Source organism: Octadecabacter sp. SW4, from assembly GCF_008065155.1.
Taxonomy (GTDB): Bacteria; Pseudomonadota; Alphaproteobacteria; order Rhodobacterales; family Rhodobacteraceae; genus SW4.
Map to the genome: position 1 here is coordinate 2,679,671 of NZ_CP042819.1, position 17,383 is coordinate 2,697,053.

The 17,383-nt window shown below is 59.7% G+C and carries 16 protein-coding genes and 1 pseudogene; 11 read left to right on the top strand and 6 right to left on the bottom strand.

Going from position 1 to position 17,383, the window contains the following annotated elements:
* Nucleotides 1–43: 43 nt before the first annotated feature.
* Nucleotides 44–1,042: a DUF2125 domain-containing protein gene (locus FTO60_RS13265; protein ID WP_148056407.1), complete on the top strand. Its 999-nt coding sequence runs from the start codon at nt 44–46 to the stop codon at nt 1,040–1,042.
* A 38-nt stretch (nt 1,043–1,080) separates the two neighbouring features.
* On the opposite strand, the gene FTO60_RS13270 is transcribed toward FTO60_RS13265, so the two are convergent.
* The 5 genes from FTO60_RS13270 to FTO60_RS13290 all read right to left on the bottom strand — a co-directional run bounded on the left by FTO60_RS13270 (nt 1,081) and on the right by FTO60_RS13290 (nt 6,234).
* Complete coding sequence (locus FTO60_RS13270; protein WP_148056408.1) at nt 1,081–2,001, bottom strand: prephenate/arogenate dehydrogenase family protein; 921 nt, start codon at nt 1,999–2,001, stop codon at nt 1,081–1,083.
* Nucleotides 1,998–3,086 (bottom strand): histidinol-phosphate transaminase, encoded by a 1,089-nt coding sequence (gene hisC / locus FTO60_RS13275; protein ID WP_148056409.1) that lies wholly within the window; start codon nt 3,084–3,086, stop codon nt 1,998–2,000. The genes FTO60_RS13270 and hisC overlap by 4 nt, the downstream gene beginning before the upstream one ends.
* A gap of 130 nt (nt 3,087–3,216) precedes the next feature.
* Nucleotides 3,217–3,837 carry a 30S ribosomal protein S4 gene (gene rpsD, locus FTO60_RS13280; protein ID WP_148056410.1) on the bottom strand — a complete coding sequence of 207 codons (621 nt, stop codon included), beginning with the start codon at nt 3,835–3,837 and terminating at the stop codon, nt 3,217–3,219.
* A gap of 318 nt (nt 3,838–4,155) precedes the next feature.
* Nucleotides 4,156–5,220: a Hint domain-containing protein gene (locus FTO60_RS13285; protein ID WP_148056411.1), complete on the bottom strand. Its 1,065-nt coding sequence runs from the start codon at nt 5,218–5,220 to the stop codon at nt 4,156–4,158.
* 114 nt (nt 5,221–5,334) lie between these two features.
* Nucleotides 5,335–6,234 carry a lipid A-modifier LpxR family protein gene (locus FTO60_RS13290; RefSeq protein WP_148056412.1) on the bottom strand — a complete coding sequence of 300 codons (900 nt, stop codon included), beginning with the start codon at nt 6,232–6,234 and terminating at the stop codon, nt 5,335–5,337.
* 154 nt (nt 6,235–6,388) lie between these two features.
* On the opposite strand from FTO60_RS13290, the gene FTO60_RS13295 reads away from it, so the two are divergent.
* From FTO60_RS13295 to mnhG, 8 genes and pseudogenes are all read left to right on the top strand, one after another.
* Nucleotides 6,389–6,856: a DMT family transporter gene (locus FTO60_RS13295; protein ID WP_148056413.1), complete on the top strand. Its 468-nt coding sequence runs from the start codon at nt 6,389–6,391 to the stop codon at nt 6,854–6,856.
* The gene (locus FTO60_RS13300) at nt 6,853–7,278 is read left to right on the top strand and encodes a DMT family transporter (RefSeq protein ID WP_254696810.1); all 426 of its coding nucleotides are present in this window, start codon (nt 6,853–6,855) and stop codon (nt 7,276–7,278) included. The genes FTO60_RS13295 and FTO60_RS13300 overlap by 4 nt, the downstream gene beginning before the upstream one ends.
* Before the next feature lie 159 nt (nt 7,279–7,437).
* Nucleotides 7,438–10,313: pseudogene (locus FTO60_RS13305) on the top strand (monovalent cation/H+ antiporter subunit A).
* A 3-nt stretch (nt 10,314–10,316) separates the two neighbouring features.
* Nucleotides 10,317–10,673: a Na+/H+ antiporter subunit C gene (locus tag FTO60_RS13310; RefSeq protein ID WP_148056414.1), complete on the top strand. Its 357-nt coding sequence runs from the start codon at nt 10,317–10,319 to the stop codon at nt 10,671–10,673.
* A complete protein-coding gene (locus tag FTO60_RS13315) occupies nt 10,670–12,211 on the top strand; it encodes a monovalent cation/H+ antiporter subunit D (protein WP_148056415.1) in 1,542 nt (513 codons plus the stop codon). Before FTO60_RS13310 ends, FTO60_RS13315 begins: the two co-directional genes overlap by 4 nt.
* A 1-nt stretch (nt 12,212) precedes the next feature.
* Nucleotides 12,213–12,713: a Na+/H+ antiporter subunit E gene (locus tag FTO60_RS13320; protein ID WP_148056416.1), complete on the top strand. Its 501-nt coding sequence runs from the start codon at nt 12,213–12,215 to the stop codon at nt 12,711–12,713.
* Complete coding sequence (locus tag FTO60_RS13325) at nt 12,710–12,997, top strand: K+/H+ antiporter subunit F (protein ID WP_148056417.1); 288 nt, start codon at nt 12,710–12,712, stop codon at nt 12,995–12,997. The genes FTO60_RS13320 and FTO60_RS13325 overlap by 4 nt, the downstream gene beginning before the upstream one ends.
* Complete coding sequence (gene mnhG / locus FTO60_RS13330) at nt 12,994–13,377, top strand: monovalent cation/H(+) antiporter subunit G (RefSeq protein ID WP_148056418.1); 384 nt, start codon at nt 12,994–12,996, stop codon at nt 13,375–13,377. Before FTO60_RS13325 ends, mnhG begins: the two co-directional genes overlap by 4 nt.
* 7 nt (nt 13,378–13,384) lie before the next feature.
* Here the strand turns inward: mnhG and FTO60_RS13335 are convergent, their stop codons facing one another.
* Nucleotides 13,385–15,655 (bottom strand): adenosylcobalamin-dependent ribonucleoside-diphosphate reductase, encoded by a 2,271-nt coding sequence (locus FTO60_RS13335; RefSeq protein ID WP_148056419.1) that lies wholly within the window; start codon nt 15,653–15,655, stop codon nt 13,385–13,387.
* 147 nt (nt 15,656–15,802) lie between these two features.
* Between FTO60_RS13335 and FTO60_RS13340 the strand changes: the two genes are divergently transcribed.
* Together FTO60_RS13340 and FTO60_RS13345 are read left to right on the top strand one after the other, a co-directional pair.
* Nucleotides 15,803–16,234 (top strand): DUF1489 family protein, encoded by a 432-nt coding sequence (locus FTO60_RS13340; protein ID WP_148056420.1) that lies wholly within the window; start codon nt 15,803–15,805, stop codon nt 16,232–16,234.
* A 173-nt stretch (nt 16,235–16,407) separates the two neighbouring features.
* The gene (locus tag FTO60_RS13345; protein ID WP_148056421.1) at nt 16,408–17,334 is read left to right on the top strand and encodes a hypothetical protein; all 927 of its coding nucleotides are present in this window, start codon (nt 16,408–16,410) and stop codon (nt 17,332–17,334) included.
* Nucleotides 17,335–17,383 lie beyond the last annotated feature (49 nt).

Here is a 17,383-nt window from a genome sequence, read left to right on the forward strand (position 1 = left end):
TTGCCCCTGTAAACACCAGCTTGGGTTTGGGCGAAAGGGCCGGATGATGAAGCGTTTGATCTGGATCGTCGGTATCGTCACTACGCTTTACGGTGGATACTGGTTTGTCGGGCGCAGCGGCATCCAGACCGGCGCTGAGACCATACTGACCGAAATGCGCAATGATGGCTGGACGGTGGACTACACCGACCTGTCAACGCGCGGTTTTCCATCGCGTTTTGACACGACGATAACCGATGCAACCTTGTTCGACCCCGTAACCCTGACGGGTTGGGCGGGGGACTGGGCGCAGGTTTTTGCGCTGTCTTATCGCCCGACCGAGGTAATTGCCCTGCTTCCACCCGAGCAAACGATAACCTTTGGCGGCCGGGAATTTCGACTTGAAAACAGCGACATGCGTGCAAGTGCCGCCGTGCGCGCCACGGCAAGCCTGCCGTTTGACCGTGCGACCATTGATATCAAGACACCGCGCCTGAACGGGCCAGCGGATAGCTGGCAGGTGACGGCCGACCGGGTTCTGATCGCCCTGCGTGACACCCGTGTCGACACCAACACCTATGATGTATTCGTCGAGGCCTCCTCGCTCACCCTGCCCGAAAACATCCGCAAGACACTTGATCCCGAGGCCACCCTTCCGTCGGTAGTCCGGCTGGCGCGCGTTGAAGGGGGCGTTTCGCTGTCGCAACCGATTGACCGCTACGCGGCGGATGTTTTGGTTGCTGTGACCGGGATTACCCTGCGCGAATTTGCCTTGGGATGGGGCGATCTGGAATTCCGCGCGGCTGGCGATCTGTTGGCCGATACCTCGGGGTTCGCCAGCGGGAACGTGACCCTGACCCTGCGCCGCTGGCAAGAGGTTCTGGCGCTTCTCGTGCGTGCGGGCATGGTCACCGAGAATGCGTCCTTCACGATCGCGGCGATGGCGCAAAACATGGACGCCACACCGGACAATCCTGACCTGCTGACGCTTGAAGTCACGATGGCGAACGGGCTGATGGCTATCGGCGGACTACCCGTAGGCCGCGCGCCGCTGCTGCGCTAGCGGCGGGAGCGGTCCAACCGCAAACAGCGCTGCGCGGATCATGGTTTTTTGGGGGCACGGCCAAAATTTGGTGCATCCGTGTCCTGCCCTGCTTCGATGATGCCGCGGCGGATGGCACGGGTATGGGTGAAATAATCGTGCAGCATGTCGCCGTCGCCTTGGCGGATCGCGCGCTGAAGGGCGAACAATTCCTCGGTAAAGCGCCCCAGAATTTCCAGCGTCGCCTCTTTGTTGTTCAAAAACACATCGCGCCACATGGTCGGGTCACTGGCTGCGATCCGCGTAAAATCACGAAACCCAGCCGCCGAGTATTTGACCACTTCACTATCGGTGACGCGGCGCAGATCATCAGCGACGCCGACCATCGTGTAAGCAATCAAGTGGGGCGTGTGGCTGGTCACGGCCAGCACCAGATCGTGATGCTCGGCCTCCATCGTTTCAACGAAACTGCCCATCGCTTCCCACAGACCACGCAGGCGCGTGACGGCATCCGGATCCGTATCGGCAGGCGGCACGATCAGGCACCAGCGGTTGTCGAACAACTCTGCAAAGCCGGATCGTGGCCCCGATTGCTCGGTCCCCGCGAGGGGGTGTGCGGGCACAAAATGCACCGTGTCTGGCAGATGCGGTGCGACCGCATCAATCACGGCCTGTTTCACCGACCCTACATCGCTGACCGTCGCGCCCGCCTTCAAGACCGGCGCTATCTCTGCCGCGACCCTGCCCATAGCCCCAACAGGCACGCAAAGCACGACCAGATCAGCGCCTTCTGCCGCCTCTGCTGCGGTATCGACGATACGGTCACACAGGCCGATTTCGCGGGCAGTCGCACGCGTCTCGGCCGAGCGCGAGGTGCCGACGACTTCGCCAGCAAGCCCGGCGCGGCGCATCGCATGAACCATCGAAGATGCAATCAAGCCAAGACCGATCAGGGCAACGCGATCATAAATCACACTCATTCCCCACCCCCTTTGAACTGCCCGACGGCGTGCACCACGCGGCGGCAGGATGCTTCATCGCCCACCGTGATGCGCAGGCAATTGGGCAGGCCGTATCCCGCGACCCGGCGCACCAATATACCCTCGCTGCGCAGGTGTTCGTCGCAGGCCACGGCCTCGGCCTCGTCCGCGAAACGGGCCAGCACGAAATTCGCCATAGATGTATCGGACGGGACGCCCAAGGCTGCCAATCCATTGGCAAGCCATTCGCGCCAGCGCGCGTTTTCGATGCGGCATTTTTCCAGATAAGCCGTGTCGCGCACAGCCGCTTCAGCGGCCGCAAGGGCGGCGGCGGACAGATTGAACGGACCGCGAATCCGGTTCAGCACGTCAATGACCGCGCGCGGGCCATAGCCCCAGCCGACCCGCAGCCCGCCCAGACCGTAAATCTTGGAAAAGGTGCGGGTCATGAAGACGTTGTCGCGCGCATCGACCAGTGCCGCCCCCGCATCATAACCTTCGACAAATTCGGCGTAGGCACCATCAAGCACCAACATCGCTTGCGGCGGCAGGCCATCGGCCAGCCGCTCCAGCGCCGCTATGCCCAGCATCGTGCCTGTCGGATTGGCGGGGTTGGCGATGAACACCAACTTCGTGCGCTTGGTGCAGGCGGCCAAAATGGCGTCCACATCAACCACGCGGTCACGTTCTGGCACACTGACGGGTTTGGCCCCAACGGCTGATGTGTAAATCGGATACATGGAAAACCCGTGTTCCGTGAAAATGATCTCGTCGCGCGGGCCGGCATAGGCCTCGGCCAGCAGATGCAAAATATCACCGCTGCCCACACCACAAATCACGCGATCAGGATCAACGGACCATGCCCTGCCAATGGCGCGGCGCAGGCTGGCGTGATCAGTCGAGGGATAGCGGTTCAGATCATGAACCGCGCGCGAAAACGCTTCTTTGGCGGCAGGGCTGGGGCCAAGGGGGTTTTCGTTCGACGACAGCTTGAGAACGTTGGTCTGCCCGTCAACCGTCGAGGCACCGCCCTCGTAAAGGGCGATATCCAGAATTCCCCGTTGCGGTTTGATCTTCGCGCTCATGCCAGCGGCCTTTCCTGTCATCCCAGCAACTTCTAGCGACCACGCAGGGCCAAGGCCAGCCAGAAGGTGCACATACACAAAAGGGCCGCAGCTTGCGCCGCGACCCTTGAATTCATTGTGCCAGAACCGCTTAGTTCTTGGCGTAAAATTCCACGACGAGGTTCGGTTCCATCATCACTGGATAAGGCACATCGCCCAGGGCCGGCGTGCGCACGAACGTCGCGGTCATCTTGGAGTGATCGGCGTCGATGTAATCAGGCACATCACGCTCGGGCAGTTGGGTGGCTTCCAGAACGACAGCGATCTGCTTGGACTTCTGACGCACTTCGATCACATCACCTTCCTTGACGCGGTAGGACGGGATGTTGACGCGCTGACCGTTCACCGTAACGTGGCCGTGGTTCACGAACTGACGCGCAGCAAACACGGTCGCCACGAATTTGGCGCGATAAACAACAGCGTCCAGACGGCGCTCCAGCAGGCCGATCAGGTTTTCGCCTGTGTCGCCTTTGACACGCTCGGCTTCGCCATAAATGCGGCGGAATTGCTTTTCAGTCAGATCACCGTAGTAACCCTTCAGCTTTTGCTTGGCGCGCAGCTGAATGCCGAAATCGGACAGCTTGCCCTTGCGACGCTGACCATGCTGGCCGGGACCATACTCACGACGGTTGACGGGGGATTTCGGACGACCCCAGATGTTTTCACCCATCCGGCGGTCAATTTTGTATTTGGCAGACGTGCGTTTGGTCACGGCTGATCTCCTTCTTTATATAATGCCTCGCCAACTTGTCCTCACCAGGCGGTTCGGGTCGAGAAGCGCTGAAGGGCGTTGTCCTTTGGCCGAAGCCCGACAGGCATCCCCTTGCAGGGGCCACCAACACCAATGAATGCGCGCTTATACGGCCCGCAAACCCAGAGTCAACACACTCTGCTTTTTCTTCCGAAATAACTTCTGCCAGAGGCTCCAGCCGCACATCAAAACGACCCCGCCAATGTGCCGGGGCCGATCTGAAACAGGGTTCCTTCCCCACTTGGGGAAGGACAGGATAGCGGTAAATCGCGGGCGGACTCAGGCCGCTCCGTGACGCAGGATCGCAGCTTCGCTGCCTGACAGGACGCGGCGCGCATAGGCGCCGTAGGCTTGCGGGTCGGTCTGAATTTCAGGCACCTGCGCAAACAGATGCGCGCGCTGGTCGGGGTCCATCGTATCAAGCCCGGCGCTGGCGGGGTGAAAGCTCTCGGTTGCCACATTATTGGCGAAAACGACCTGATGACTGGGCAACAGCATGTGGATATAGGTCACTTCGCGCACCGCGTGATCGACCAGAATGTTGTGATCGTTTATCAGATCGCGCGCCGTCACCAGCACCTCGTCGGCGTTGAACAACTCGCGCGCGCGCGCACCGCGCAGCAATATCCGGTGATCGGGTGACACCAAAAGACCTTCGTCGGGCACCTCTTCATCCAGCGACCCGGCGCGCAAACGCACAGGCGCCAAATGCGGCATGGCGTAAAGCCGTGCGCCCGTGATCCGGCGACGTCCGGTCCAAAGCACTTCCTGACAGCCGTTATCCTTGGTCTGCACAAAGTCGCCTTGGGCAATATCCTCGATCCGTTTTGCGCCTTCGTCGGTGCGGATCATCGTGCCGGGTGTGAAACAAATCACACCGCCGGGGCGGTCTTCAACCTGATCGCGCGCATCCAGATTCACATTATGGCTCACCACCCAGAGATCCACGTGACGCGGCGGGATCTCCCCGACGAACATCAACAGGCGCGCTGTCGGCTTGGCCCCTTCGATGATGGTCACTGTCCAGGTGTCGCGCCCATCGGTAACCGTAAAGCTGGTTTCAGCCATCTGCGCTGGCACATCGACCTGAGCCAAGCGTGATGTGTCTGCCTCGACGGCGCGCAGCAGCCTGCGCACCGAATGCGCGGCGCGTTTGCGTAGGTCTGCCTCTCCCATCGCGTCGCCCAGCGGCAATATCTCGCGCGGCCCATCAACGCGCACGGCGTCGCCGGTCCATGACCAGGCGGTGCCAACGCGCAATGCGTCCAGCGGTGCGGACCAAAGCCCGTCCAATTCCGTCTGCGACCAGGAGATGACAAACGTGCCCTTAAAGCCCGTTTTCATGCCCGTATCTGCCTCATATCGTCATACCGCGTCTTTGCGCAGCTTATGAGACAACCCTATCAGGGGTGATTCGCAGGGATCAAGACACTTTAAGAGTGTCCGTTAACTATTTCTTCAGAAGTTGAAATTTAGCTTCAGTGATCCCAGAACCTGCCCCTCGGGCTGGCCGACGAATTCTTCGCTAAGATAAGTCACACCGTAAAAGAACGATGTGTCTTCGAAGATCTGCCAATGCATCCCGGCACGCGCGCGGGTGCGGGTTTCGGTCGGGGTGTAGCCCATATCGATCGGCAGATAGGCACTATCGCCCACTAGCGCATAATCAGCGCCGATCACGAAGTTCACGCCTGAATCGTTGCTTTCGACCCCACGGTAAAGCTGGCCCGTGACCACATCGCGCAATAGGAAATCGCTTTGCCCGACACGGCCGATCAGCACATCGGCGCCGACGCGAAAAATATCTTCGACCCCAGCCTGCCCTTCGACAAAGGGGCGCAATGTCACCCGATCCGATACCTGAAAACTGCGCGACATCTCGACTGTGCCACTTAGGTAGACCTGATCATCAAGCTGGGTTGCAACACCAGCGGGCGCAGGTGCGCCAACAACATCGTGGAACCATTCCTGAAAGCCAGACACGCCAGTTCCAGGGCCAATCGCGACAATGTCGGCCCCGACCGAAACATCAATGTTGCCAACGGCATAGTGGGTATACGCGCCAAAGGACAAGACACCGGCATAGGGGCGATCCGTCGTGCCGCGGGTCGGTGCGATGATTTCCGTGCGCAGCCGATATTCCATCAAGGCACCCGCGCGCGTGGGGCGATCCCCGTCCCAGCCGGTGCCGCGCACCTGGCTGATCACATAGCCACCGGTGCGCCAGCGATCGTCGTTGTCGCCAAAGTAATCGTTCGTGAAAAGGCGGCCATAGCCCAGCACTTCGCGCTCTTGGCCAATCGCGGGCGCGGCAGCGGTCATGACCCAAAGAAAAAGAACGGCCGAAAGGTTACGCATGGATATCCCCAAAGAATCTGCGCCCCCCAGCCCCGTGCTTATAAGACACAGGCGTTTGATTTGGCCACGGTTTTTGAGTCTTCCAGCGCAGCTATTGCGCGAATGACACAGAAAGGGAGTTTGCGCCGCCGACAAATTGCGCCATGACGTCCGCATGACCCCACGCAACCCGCCCCTGTTTGTCTTTCTGATCGCCCTTGGCACCGGTGGGTTGTTGACCTTGATGGTCCTCTTTAACGGCCAGTTGGCTGCGCATGGCACGGCGATGTTTGCCTCGTGGACGGCGCATGGCACGGGCACGGTCGCGGCACTGGTGTTCCTGTTGATCATACAGCGCCGCAAACGCACCCCGATTATCGGCAAAGCCCCTGCATGGTCATTTCTGGGTGGAGCTTGCGGCGCGCTGACCGTGGTGCTGACGTCGGTAACCGTGAACACGGCGCTGGCGCTTTCTGGAACATTGGCGCTGGGGCTGGTCGGTCAGGTTGGATTCGGGCTGATCGCCGACCGCCTTGGCTTGTTCGGCCTACCGCGCCGCCGGCCGACGCTGCGCGACCTTGGGGCATTGACGCTGATCTGTGGGGGAAGCCTGTTGATCATCTTTTCGGGGGCGGGCGCATGATGATCGCGCTGGCACTGACCGCAGGCGTGCTTGTCAGCCTTAGTCGCCAGATCAACGGGCGGTTATCGCTGGCGACCTCGCCTATGGCCTCGTCGTTTTGGAACCACATCGTCGGTTTTGCGATCGTCAGCGCGGTTGCGCTGATATTTGGGGGTTTGTGGCCCGTTGACGGCCCACCCGATCCGCCATTGCTGGCCTATATTGGCGGCACGATCGGTGTCGTTTTCATTGCCGCAAGCAGTTGGTTGATCGCCCGTATCGGTGCCGTGAATACCGCCCTGATGATCATCGCAGGGCAGATGGTATCGGGCGTTGTTCTGGACCTGGCCAGTGGCATCGCGGGCAACACGTGGATGCGCGCCGCGGGTGTCGCGATGATCATCGCGGGAATGTGGCTGGCCCAGCGCCGCCGCACGACGTAACGCCACCCCCCGATCCGCCGAACGACCGCCTGAATCGGGTAGTGCCCCAGCCGCGATCCTGTTAGGAATATCCGACCGAATTTTGCCAGTTATCCTTGCCTTCCGGCATTTACGGTGCATTTTTGGTCAAAACAAAAAACGATCCATGCAGGAGTCGCCGTGTCCCTTTTTCTTATCGTCCTGCTGCCTTTCATCGGCGCGCTTCTTCCGGGTTTGATGAATCAGGCAGGGCGGGCGGCCTGCGCGGGCGTGACATTCGTGGTATCGCTGGCGGCGTTCGTCGGGTTGCTGACCAATCTGCCCACCGTGCTTGCGGGCGAGGTCGTTATGGCCCGCATCGACTGGATGCCGCTGCTGGGGCTGAACTTTACGCTGATGCTTGATGGCTTGGGCTTTTTCTTTGCCCTGCTGATCCTCGGGATCGGGCTGTTGATCATCGCCTATGCGCGCCACTACCTTAGCCGTGACGACAACATGGGCGAATTTTTCACCTATCTGTTGCTGTTCCAAGGCGCGATGGTTGGGATCGTCCTAAGCGATAACATCCTGCTTTTGCTGGTGTTCTGGGAACTTACATCGCTGTCGTCCTTTTTGCTCATCGGCTATTGGAAACACCTGCCCGAAGGCCGTCAAGGCGCGCGGATGGCCCTCACGGTCACGGGATTGGGCGGCCTTGCGTTGATCGGTGGGATGCTGATCCTTGGCCAGATTGTCGGCAGCTATGACCTGAGCGTGATCTTGCAGAACCGCGATCTTATTCAGGCTGACCCACTTTATGTGCCAGCGTTGATCCTGATCCTGCTGGGCGCCTTCACCAAATCCGCGCAGTTTCCGTTCCATTTCTGGTTGCCCCACGCGATGGCCGCACCGACGCCCGTGTCGGCCTATCTGCACTCGGCCACGATGGTCAAAGCGGGGATCTTCCTGATGGCGCGGATGTGGCCCGTGCTGTCGGGGACGCCGGAATGGTTCGTGATTGTCACCACGGCTGGCCTGGTCACGATGGTTCTGGGCGCGGTGATCTCGCTGTTCAAACACGATCTCAAGGCGCTGCTGGCTTTTTCGACAGTCAGCCAGTTGGGCCTGATCACCATGATGTTGGGCACCGGCACCGCTCTTGGCGTTATGGTGGCGATATTCCACATCCTGAACCACGCCACGTTCAAGGCGGCGCTTTTCATGTCCGCCGGGATCGTCGATCACGAAACCAACACCCGCGACATTCGCCGCCTGGGCGGCTTGCGCAAGCTGATGCCGGTGACTTTTGTGATTGCCACGCTGTCGGCGCTGTCGCTGGCGGGGATACCGCTTCTCAACGGCTATCTGTCCAAGGAGTTGATGCTGAAAGAGGCCGAATACACCGTGTTGTTCGGGCTGCCCTGGCTCGTGCCCGTGCTCGCGACACTGGGCTCGCTGTTTTCGGCGGCCTACTGTTTCCGGTTCATCGGGCATACCTTCCTTGGGCCGGTGCGGGACGACTACCCGGCTACGCCGCACGATCCGCCCCCGGGCTGTGGCTGCCGCCTGCGTTTTTGGTCGTGCTGGTGGTCACGATCGGGGTCGCACCGTTCCTGGCCGAACCCTTTGTCAAACTGGTGACGGCCTCGGTGATGGGGCAGGTTGCGGAGGTCCCCAAAACCACCATCAAGATCTGGCCCGGGCTGGTGCCGGCCTTGTATATGTCGATCATCGCGGTTCTGGGCGGTCTGGTCATGCTGGCGTTGTTCAAGCCCGCGCTGCGCCTGTGGGACGCCACCCCGCGCCCCGAGGCGAAAGCGATCTTTGACGGGATCGTCACGGGTGCCGTGGCGCTGGCGCGTGCGCTGATCCTGCCACTGCATAACGGTGCTTTTTCACGCTATGCGGCGATTGCCGCGACGGCGATTCTCGCCGCCGGATACCATGCCTGGGCAACTGGCACGGTGGGCGCTCCGACCCGCACGCTGCAACCGGTCGGCGCTGTGCCGATTGCCGGGTGGGCAATGCTGGTTGCGGCAACGGCGGGGTTGGTCTTTATGCACCGCAATCGCCTGTTGTCGCTGATCCTGATCGGGATCGTCGGCCTGATGGTATCCATCGGCTTTGTTTTCCTAAGCGCGCCGGACCTTGCGATGACACAGTTCACCGTCGAAGTCGTGACAATTATTCTACTACTTCTCGCTCTTAACTTCTTGCCAAACCGCACACCGATCGAAAGCTCGGTCTTGCGCCGTGTGCGGGACAGTGTTGTGGCGGTGGCGGGTGGGCTTGCTGCGTTTGCGCTGGCCTATCACTACCTGCTCCGCGATGCGGTCACGACACCGATTTCCGAGTTTCACCTTGCCAACTCCTACAAAGGCGGGGGCGGCAACAATGTGGTCAACGTGATCCTTGTCGATTTCCGTGGCTTTGATACCTACGGCGAAATCATCGTCTTGGGCATCGCAGCGCTTCTGATTTATGCGCTGACCGAAACCCTTTTGGGTGGTCCGGTGCGGGCGCGTCTGCTGAACCGCCAACCGGACCAGCCGCGCGCGGGCAACATGCATCCGATGATGATGGTCGTGCTGACGCGGGTGATGATGCCGGTCATTCTGATGGTCGGATTTTACATCTTCTTGCGTGGTCACAACGAGCCGGGCGGCGGCTTTATCGCCGGCCTCATCGTGTCGATTGCCGTGGTAATGCAATATATGGCCAGCGGGTTTTCCTGGGCTTCGGCGCGGCTGCGATACCCCTATCATGGGGTGATCGGCGCAGGCGTTCTGATTGCCGGCCTGACAGGGATCGGGTCGTGGTTCTTTGGCAAGCCCTTCCTGACGTCGGATTTCACCTACGTGCGCATCCCGCCCTTTGAAAAGTTCGAGCTGGCGACAGCGACTCTGTTCGATCTGGGTGTTTTCCTTGCCGTTGTCGGCGCTGTGATGCTGTCACTGGAAAGCTTCTCGCGGCTGGCGCGCCGCGCCCATGTTCCAGACAGCGAATTTCCGATGGATATCGACCCCTCGCGCGAAGGTCCGCTTTCGGAAATTCCCACCATGAAGAAGGAGGCGTAACACATGGAGCTGTTGGTTGCCTCGGCCATTGGTTTCCTGACTGCGGGCGGGATTTATCTTGTGCTGCGTTTACGGACGTTTCCGGTCATTCTTGGGATTTCTTTACTGACCTATGCGGTCAATGTGTTCCTGTTCAGTTCGGGCAGGCTCACCATCGGATCGGCACCCGTATTGCGTGACGGCGTGACAGACTACGCCGACCCGCTGCCACAGGCCCTGGTCCTGACAGCAATCGTGATTTCCTTTGGGATGACGGCCGTTGTCGTGATGATCGGCCTTGGTGCTTTTCTCGGGTCAGACGACGACCACGTGGATGATCAGAACGAAACGCCCAACGATCAGGCAGAGGACACCGCATGAACCACTGGATCATCGCGCCCGTCGTTTTGCCTGCATTGCTGGCCCCGTTCATTGTTCTTGCCGCGCGCTATCACATCGGCATCCAGCGGGTCTTGTCGCTGGCGGGTGTGATCGCACTTGTGGCCATTGCGGCGGGGCTTGCGTGGCAAACCTCAGACGGTGCAATCGTCCTTTACCGCCTTGGCGATTGGGCGGCGCCCTATGGGATCGTGCTGGTTGGCGACAGGCTCTCGACACTGATGGTCTTGCTCACGGCTGTCCTGGCGCTGTTTGTGCTTTTGTATGCTATCGGATCAGGCTGGGACGACCGCGGGCGACATTTTCACGCGCTGTTCCAGTTCCAGGTGATGGGCATTATGGGGGCGTTCCTGACAGGCGACCTGTTCAACCTGTTCGTCTTCTTCGAGGTGCTGCTGATTGCCTCGTATGGGTTGATGATCCATGCGGGCGGCAATGCGCGGCTGCGGGCCGGGGTGCAATATGTCCTCTATAACCTCATCGGCTCCACGTTGTTCCTGTTCGCACTTGGTGCGATTTATGCTGAAACCGGCACGCTCAACATGGCTGACCTTGCGCAGCGTGTGGCCATGATCAGCGATGTGGAAACGGTCGGCATCCGGGTCGCGGCAGTGTTGCTTTTGCTGGTCTTTGCCATCAAGGCGGCCCTAGTGCCGCTGCATTTCTGGCTCCCGTCAAGCTATGCCGAGGCTCCTGCCCCCGTCGCAGCCCTGTTCGCAATCATGACCAAAGTCGGCGCCTACGCGATCATCCGCGTCTACACGCTGATCTTCCCGCCCGACCTGAAAATAATGGCGGGCCTGCATGATTTCTGGCTCTTGCCGGCCGCACTTGTGTCCCTTGCAATCGGCATGATTGGCGTTCTGGCGGCCAGGAAACTTGACCGTTTGATCGCCTTTGCCGTGATCGGATCAATGGGGATGGTCATGGTGGCGATTTCGCTGTTCACACCCGCAGCAATCGCGGCGGCGCTTTACTATATCATCCACTCGACCCTTGCAGGCGCGGCGCTGTTCCTGATCTCGGATTTGGTGCGGACGGGACGGGCCAACCTTGATCTGACGCCCCAAGCACCTGTCGCCGGCGCCGCCCTGACGGCGGGTCTGTTTTTCACAGTTGCGATTGCGATGGCAGGGCTGCCGCCACTGTCTGGTTTTCTGGGTAAGCTTCTGATCCTCCAGGCCGCTTTCCCGTCGGATTTGATGGTCTGGATTTGGGCCATCGTTCTTGGGTCAAGCCTGATCTCGATCTTGGGGTTCGCGCGCGCGGGCAGCACCCTGTTTTGGAAAAGCCAAGGCGTCACCGTGCCCGAGGACACCCCCCCACCGCCGCGCCCCGCCGCCCTGTCCTATGTCGCCGTCGGCGGGCTGATCGCGCTATTGGTCGCGCATACGGTCTTTGCCGGACAGGTGCATAGCTACACCAGCGCCATCGCCGCGCAACTTTTCGCGCCCCAAGACTATAGCGCGATCGTTCTTGAAACGCCGGGCAAGCTTAGCATACCGCAGGAGGACTACTGACATGACACGCATGTTCCGATGGTTGATCCCGCACCCGTTCCTGACGCTGCTTTTGGCAATCGTCTGGATCTTGCTGCAAAACGAATTCTCCGCAGGTATGGCCGTCTTTGGCGTGATCCTTGGTGTGCTTATCCCGCTGGGCAGTTCGGTCTGGTGGCCGGACCGGCCAACCCGCTTTCACATGGGCAAGATGCTGCGCTACAGCCTGATCGTGATGTGGGACATCGTTGTCGCCAATGTGCAGGTCGCATGGGTCGTGCTGACGGTTCCCAATAGCAAACTGACACCCGCATGGATCGTGATCCCGCTTGATCTGGTATCGCCCGAAGCCATCACCTTGCTTGCCGGCACGATCACACTGACCCCGGGGACCGTGTCAGCGGATTTGTCGGACGAGGGCCACAGCCTGTTGGTACATGTCCTGCACACCGACGATCCAGATGGTGTGCGCGATGACATCAAGACCCGCTACGAGGCCCGCCTCAAGGAGATATTCGCATGAGTTTTGCAACGAACCTGATGGAAACCGCGCTGATGATCGCCTTTGCCTCGCTCGCCTTTGCGCAAATCATGTGCATGGTGCGGCTGATGATCGGGCCAACACCGGGTGATCGGATTCTCGCGCTTGACACGATGGTAATCAACGCTCTGGGGATCGTCGTTCTTTTGGGTATTCATCAGGGCGGGCGCATCTATTTTGAGGTATCCCTGCTGATCGCCATGTTGGGTTTTGTCTCGACGGTTGCGTTGGCGCGATTTTTGCTGCGGGGGGATATCATCGAATGACCTGGGACATCATCGCAACATTTGCCGTGGCCGCCCTCCTGTTGATCGGATCATTTTTTGCTCTTGTCGCCGTGCTGGGCTTGCTGAAATTCAACGATTCCATGACCCGCCTGCACGCCCCGACCAAAGTCGGGACAGTCGGCATCGGCGCACTGCTGCTGGCGTCAATGCTGAACGGCGCGGTGTCAGGCAACCATTCGATTCACGAACTGCTGATCATGGCATTCTTGTTTGCGACAGCGCCGATCTCGGCCAATTTCATCGCCAAGGTCCACATTCATAAACGGTCCTGCAAAGTCCCGCCCGCACCACCACGCGATGATACATGGGCGACGCTGAAAACCCCCGAAGCCGACCGCGAAATAGAGACGCGGGACTAGCCAACGCCTAGCCGCACTTGGAATAGCCGCAGTCGGCGCAGGTCATGCAGCCCTCGACCATGCGCAATTCGTATGATCCGCAGCTGCTGCACGCCTTGCCCTTGGGGCGCGCGTTCAGCGACACCACATCGGCGTGCGGATCAGCCTTGAGGCCCATGCCCTCACCGGCAAGGAAGCCCGTGGCGACCATGTGCTTTTCGATCACCCCGCCGATGGCCGCGAGGATCGAAGGCACGTATTTGCCCTTCATCCAGGCCCCGCCCCTCGGGTCGAACACCGCTTTCAACTCCTCGACCACGAACGACACATCGCCGCCACGCCGGAACACCGCAGAAATCATCCGGGTCAGCGCCACGGTCCAGGCGAAATGCTCCATGTTCTTGGAGTTGATGAACACCTCAAAGGGGCGGCGATGCCCCGCGACAACCAGATCGTTGATTGTGATATAGATCGCGTGTTCGCTGTCGGGCCATTTGAGTTTATAGGTCGCGCCTTCCAATTCGGTCGGACGGTCTAGTGGCTCGGACATATAGATCACGTCACCGGCGTTATCATCGGTGATGACCTCGGGCTCTGCCTTGTCCTCGGAGACGCTCAACACGCTGCCCGTCACATCATTGGGGCGATAGGTCGTGCAACCCTTACAGCCCTGATCCCAGGCGGCCATATAGACCTCCTTGAAGTCATCAAAACTGATGTCCTCGGGGCAGTTGATCGTCTTGGAAATGCTACTGTCGATCCATTTCTGCGCCGCCGCCTGCATGCGCACATGATCCAGCGGCGCAAGGGTCTGGGCGTTGACGAAATAATCGGGCAGCGCCGCATCGCCTTTCAGGTCACGCCACATCTGCACGGCGTAATCCACCACTTCTTCCTCGGTCCGCGACCCATCTTTCTGCAAGACCTTGCGGGTGTAGGCATAGGCAAACACCGGCTCGATCCCGGATGACACGTTGCCCGCATAAAGGCTGATTGTGCCAGTCGGCGCGATGCTGGTCAGCAAGGCGTTGCGGATGCCGTGTTTGCGGATCGCGTCACGCACGTCATCGTCCATCTGCTGCATATGGCCGGTGGCCAGATATTTATCGGCGTCAAACAATGGGAACGCGCCCTTTTCGCGGGCCAAATCCACCGACGCCAGATATGCGGCGCGCGCGATCGCGTGCATCCAGTCCTCGGTCTGACGCGCCGCTTCCTTGGATCCATAGCGTAGGCCGACCATCAGCAATGCATCGGCCAGCCCCGTCACGCCCAGTCCAATCCGGCGCTTTGCAGCGGCCTCTTGCGCCTGCGCCTCAAGCGGGAATTTCGAGGCATCGACCACGTTGTCCATCATCCGCACGGCTGTCGCGACCAGATCGCCCAGCGCGTCCACGTCCAACGCCGCGCCATCCGTGAACGCATCCGCAACCAACCGCGCCATGTTGATCGACCCCAGCAAACACGCGCCATAAGGCGGCAGGGGTTGTTCGCCGCAAGGGTTGGTCGCGGCAATGGTTTCGCAGTAATTCAGGTTGTTCATCGCGTTGATCCGGTCGATGAAGATCACCCCCGGTTCAGCGAAATCATAGGTCGATTTCATGATCCGGTTCCACAGATCGCGCGCGTTCAGGGTCTTCATGACCAGCCCGTCATGCACCAGTTCCCACGGGCCGTCCGATTTTACAGCCTCCATGAACGGGTCCGTCACCAGCACCGACATGTTGAACATGCGCAGGCGGGCCGGGTCGGCCTTGGCGGTGATGAAATCCTCGATGTCGGGGTGGTCGCAACGCATCGTCGCCATCATCGCGCCACGTCGCGATCCCGCCGACATGATCGTGCGGCACATCGCGTCCCAGACATCCATGAACGACAGCGGGCCGCTGGCATCTGCGGCAACACCATGCACCGCCGCGCCCTTGGGACGAATAGTGCTGAAATCATAGCCGATCCCGCCACCCTGCTGCATGGTCAAGGCCGCCTCGCGCAGCATGTCGAAAATGCCGCCCATGCTGTCAGGGATCGTGCCCATGACAAAGCAGTTGAACATCGTCACGCTGCGCTTGGTGCCCGCGCCTGCGGTGATCCGGCCGGCAGGTAGATATTTGAAATCTTCCAGCGCGGCGTAGAATTTTTCTTCCCATTTGGCGGGGTTTTTTTCCACAGCCGCCAGCGCGCGCGCAATCCGGCGCCATGAATCTTCGACCGTGTGGTCAATTGGCGCGCCATCCGCCGCCTTGAAACGATATTTCATATCCCAGATTTGTTCAGCGATGGGCGCGGCGAAACGGGTCATGAGGTATCCTTTGGCGGCTGATGCAGACGTCAGGTTTAGGGCGCACGGCGGGTCCGGTCAATTTGAAAGGCCGCGCTGGCGGCTTATATCGCCAGATGTGGCAGAATCGTTAGCAGAGGGTTACCCTACCACATCTAGGGGGAACAATTGAAGAACAAACTACATATGCAAAAACTGTCCGTTGGCACCGAAGGGATCGCCGACCTTGCCGCGTGGCAGGCGACACCGCGCGCGCAAACGGCTGACGGCCTCGCTCGACACATCACCCGCATGTGGCCGAAACGGGCTGATGAAATCCTTGGCGGCGGCTCGATCTATTGGGTCATCAAGGGGGAAATCCTGTGCCGCCAGCAAATCGCCCGCTTTGACGAGGTGATCGGCAGTGACGGCATCCGCCGCTGCGCCATCGTGCTGCACCCCGAACTCGTCCCCGTCACCCCGACCATCAAACGCCCCTTCCAGGGCTGGCGCTACCTGCAAGCCAGCGATGCGCCCAGCGACCTGACAAAGGCACGCAAGGGCGAGGAAACGCTCCCCAGCGAACTGTCGGCAGCGCTGGCGGAAATCGGGGTTTTCTAGGTCGGGCTATCCTTCATGTGACCGATGGTCCAATCGTGTCAAACGCGCAACGATCGCCTCGAATTTCCAGACTTTTCAAGGGCCGCTCTGGAACGTTAACACTTTGTTAACTATACTATGAATAACGGCAGCCCTTTGTTGTGAGGGTCCGTCAATTTAAACGGAGAAAAAATATGAAGAACATTTTGATAGGGGCGGCGCTTGCCGCAACAGCAGCGACCGGCGTCACCGCACAAGAGCTTAGCTATGGACGCCTGATTGCAAATTACGGCATGGTATCCACACCTGGCGGCGATGCCGACATCACAATCCTTGGCGCGGAAGTCGGTATCCAAGTTCAGGAATTCGATTTCTGGCTGAACGGCACACAGCTAACGCTGTCCCCTGATGGCGCGCCGTTTAACGTTACAGCAGATGTGACCACCATTGGTGCCGGTTACAGCTTTGGCGGAGAGTATCGCGTTGACGTATCCTCGACCGACCTGGGCCTCGGCTTTGGTGGTGGTGGTGGTATCAATATCGGCCTCGATGAAATCGGGATCGCCTATGATAACGGCACTTACTTTGGTCGCCTTAGCTTTGCAGACGTGAACCAGCCAATTCCGGGTCTGGATGGCATTTATAGCCTGAATGTTGGTTACAACATCAGCGAAGAAGCCAAAGTTTCGCTGTCGGTGCATGACATTGACGAATCATCAGGTTCTATCGATCCAATCTATATCCTTTCCGGCGAATACGACACCGGCCGTTGGGGCGTGAAACTGGATGCGGCATCGACCAATCTGCTTGGCACCGACCTGACCCTCGTCGCGCTGGGCGGTAACTACCAGTTCAACAATCAGTGGGGCATCCGAGGTGCATACACCAATATTGACGCTGGTGGCACTGATATCGACGCCTACCGGCTTGGTGGCACATACAACATCAACGACACCTACACGGTCTACGCTGGCCTGACACAAGCAGACCTTGGCGGCACGACTATTGACGGCTTTAACGTTGGTATTTCGATGGACTTTGGCAGCAAGCCAGATTCTTATCAAACCACTGCTGATCGTTTGCTGGGTCTTGTTGAAACCGCAGGCGCGTTCGACTACTGACGCAATCCGTATTTCGAATAAAAATGGGGCGCTCAACCGGCGCCCCATT

What these genes read in the sequence shown, in the direction of transcription:
- FTO60_RS13265 (WP_148056407.1), top strand. Translation starts at nt 44, where the DNA reads ATGATGAAGCGTTTGATCTGGATCGTCGGTATCGTCACTACGCTTTAC.
- FTO60_RS13270 (WP_148056408.1), bottom strand. Translation starts at nt 2,001, where the DNA reads ATGAGTGTGATTTATGATCGCGTTGCCCTGATCGGTCTTGGCTTGATT.
- hisC (WP_148056409.1), bottom strand. Translation starts at nt 3,086, where the DNA reads ATGAGCGCGAAGATCAAACCGCAACGGGGAATTCTGGATATCGCCCTT.
- FTO60_RS13285 (WP_148056411.1), bottom strand. Translation starts at nt 5,220, where the DNA reads ATGAAAACGGGCTTTAAGGGCACGTTTGTCATCTCCTGGTCGCAGACG.
- FTO60_RS13290 (WP_148056412.1), bottom strand. Translation starts at nt 6,234, where the DNA reads ATGCGTAACCTTTCGGCCGTTCTTTTTCTTTGGGTCATGACCGCTGCC.
- FTO60_RS13295 (WP_148056413.1), top strand. Translation starts at nt 6,389, where the DNA reads ATGACCCCACGCAACCCGCCCCTGTTTGTCTTTCTGATCGCCCTTGGC.
- FTO60_RS13300 (WP_254696810.1), top strand. Translation starts at nt 6,853, where the DNA reads ATGATGATCGCGCTGGCACTGACCGCAGGCGTGCTTGTCAGCCTTAGT.
- FTO60_RS13310 (WP_148056414.1), top strand. Translation starts at nt 10,317, where the DNA reads ATGGAGCTGTTGGTTGCCTCGGCCATTGGTTTCCTGACTGCGGGCGGG.
- FTO60_RS13315 (WP_148056415.1), top strand. Translation starts at nt 10,670, where the DNA reads ATGAACCACTGGATCATCGCGCCCGTCGTTTTGCCTGCATTGCTGGCC.
- FTO60_RS13320 (WP_148056416.1), top strand. Translation starts at nt 12,213, where the DNA reads ATGACACGCATGTTCCGATGGTTGATCCCGCACCCGTTCCTGACGCTG.
- FTO60_RS13325 (WP_148056417.1), top strand. Translation starts at nt 12,710, where the DNA reads ATGAGTTTTGCAACGAACCTGATGGAAACCGCGCTGATGATCGCCTTT.
- mnhG (WP_148056418.1), top strand. Translation starts at nt 12,994, where the DNA reads ATGACCTGGGACATCATCGCAACATTTGCCGTGGCCGCCCTCCTGTTG.
- FTO60_RS13335 (WP_148056419.1), bottom strand. Translation starts at nt 15,655, where the DNA reads ATGACCCGTTTCGCCGCGCCCATCGCTGAACAAATCTGGGATATGAAA.
- FTO60_RS13345 (WP_148056421.1), top strand. Translation starts at nt 16,408, where the DNA reads ATGAAGAACATTTTGATAGGGGCGGCGCTTGCCGCAACAGCAGCGACC.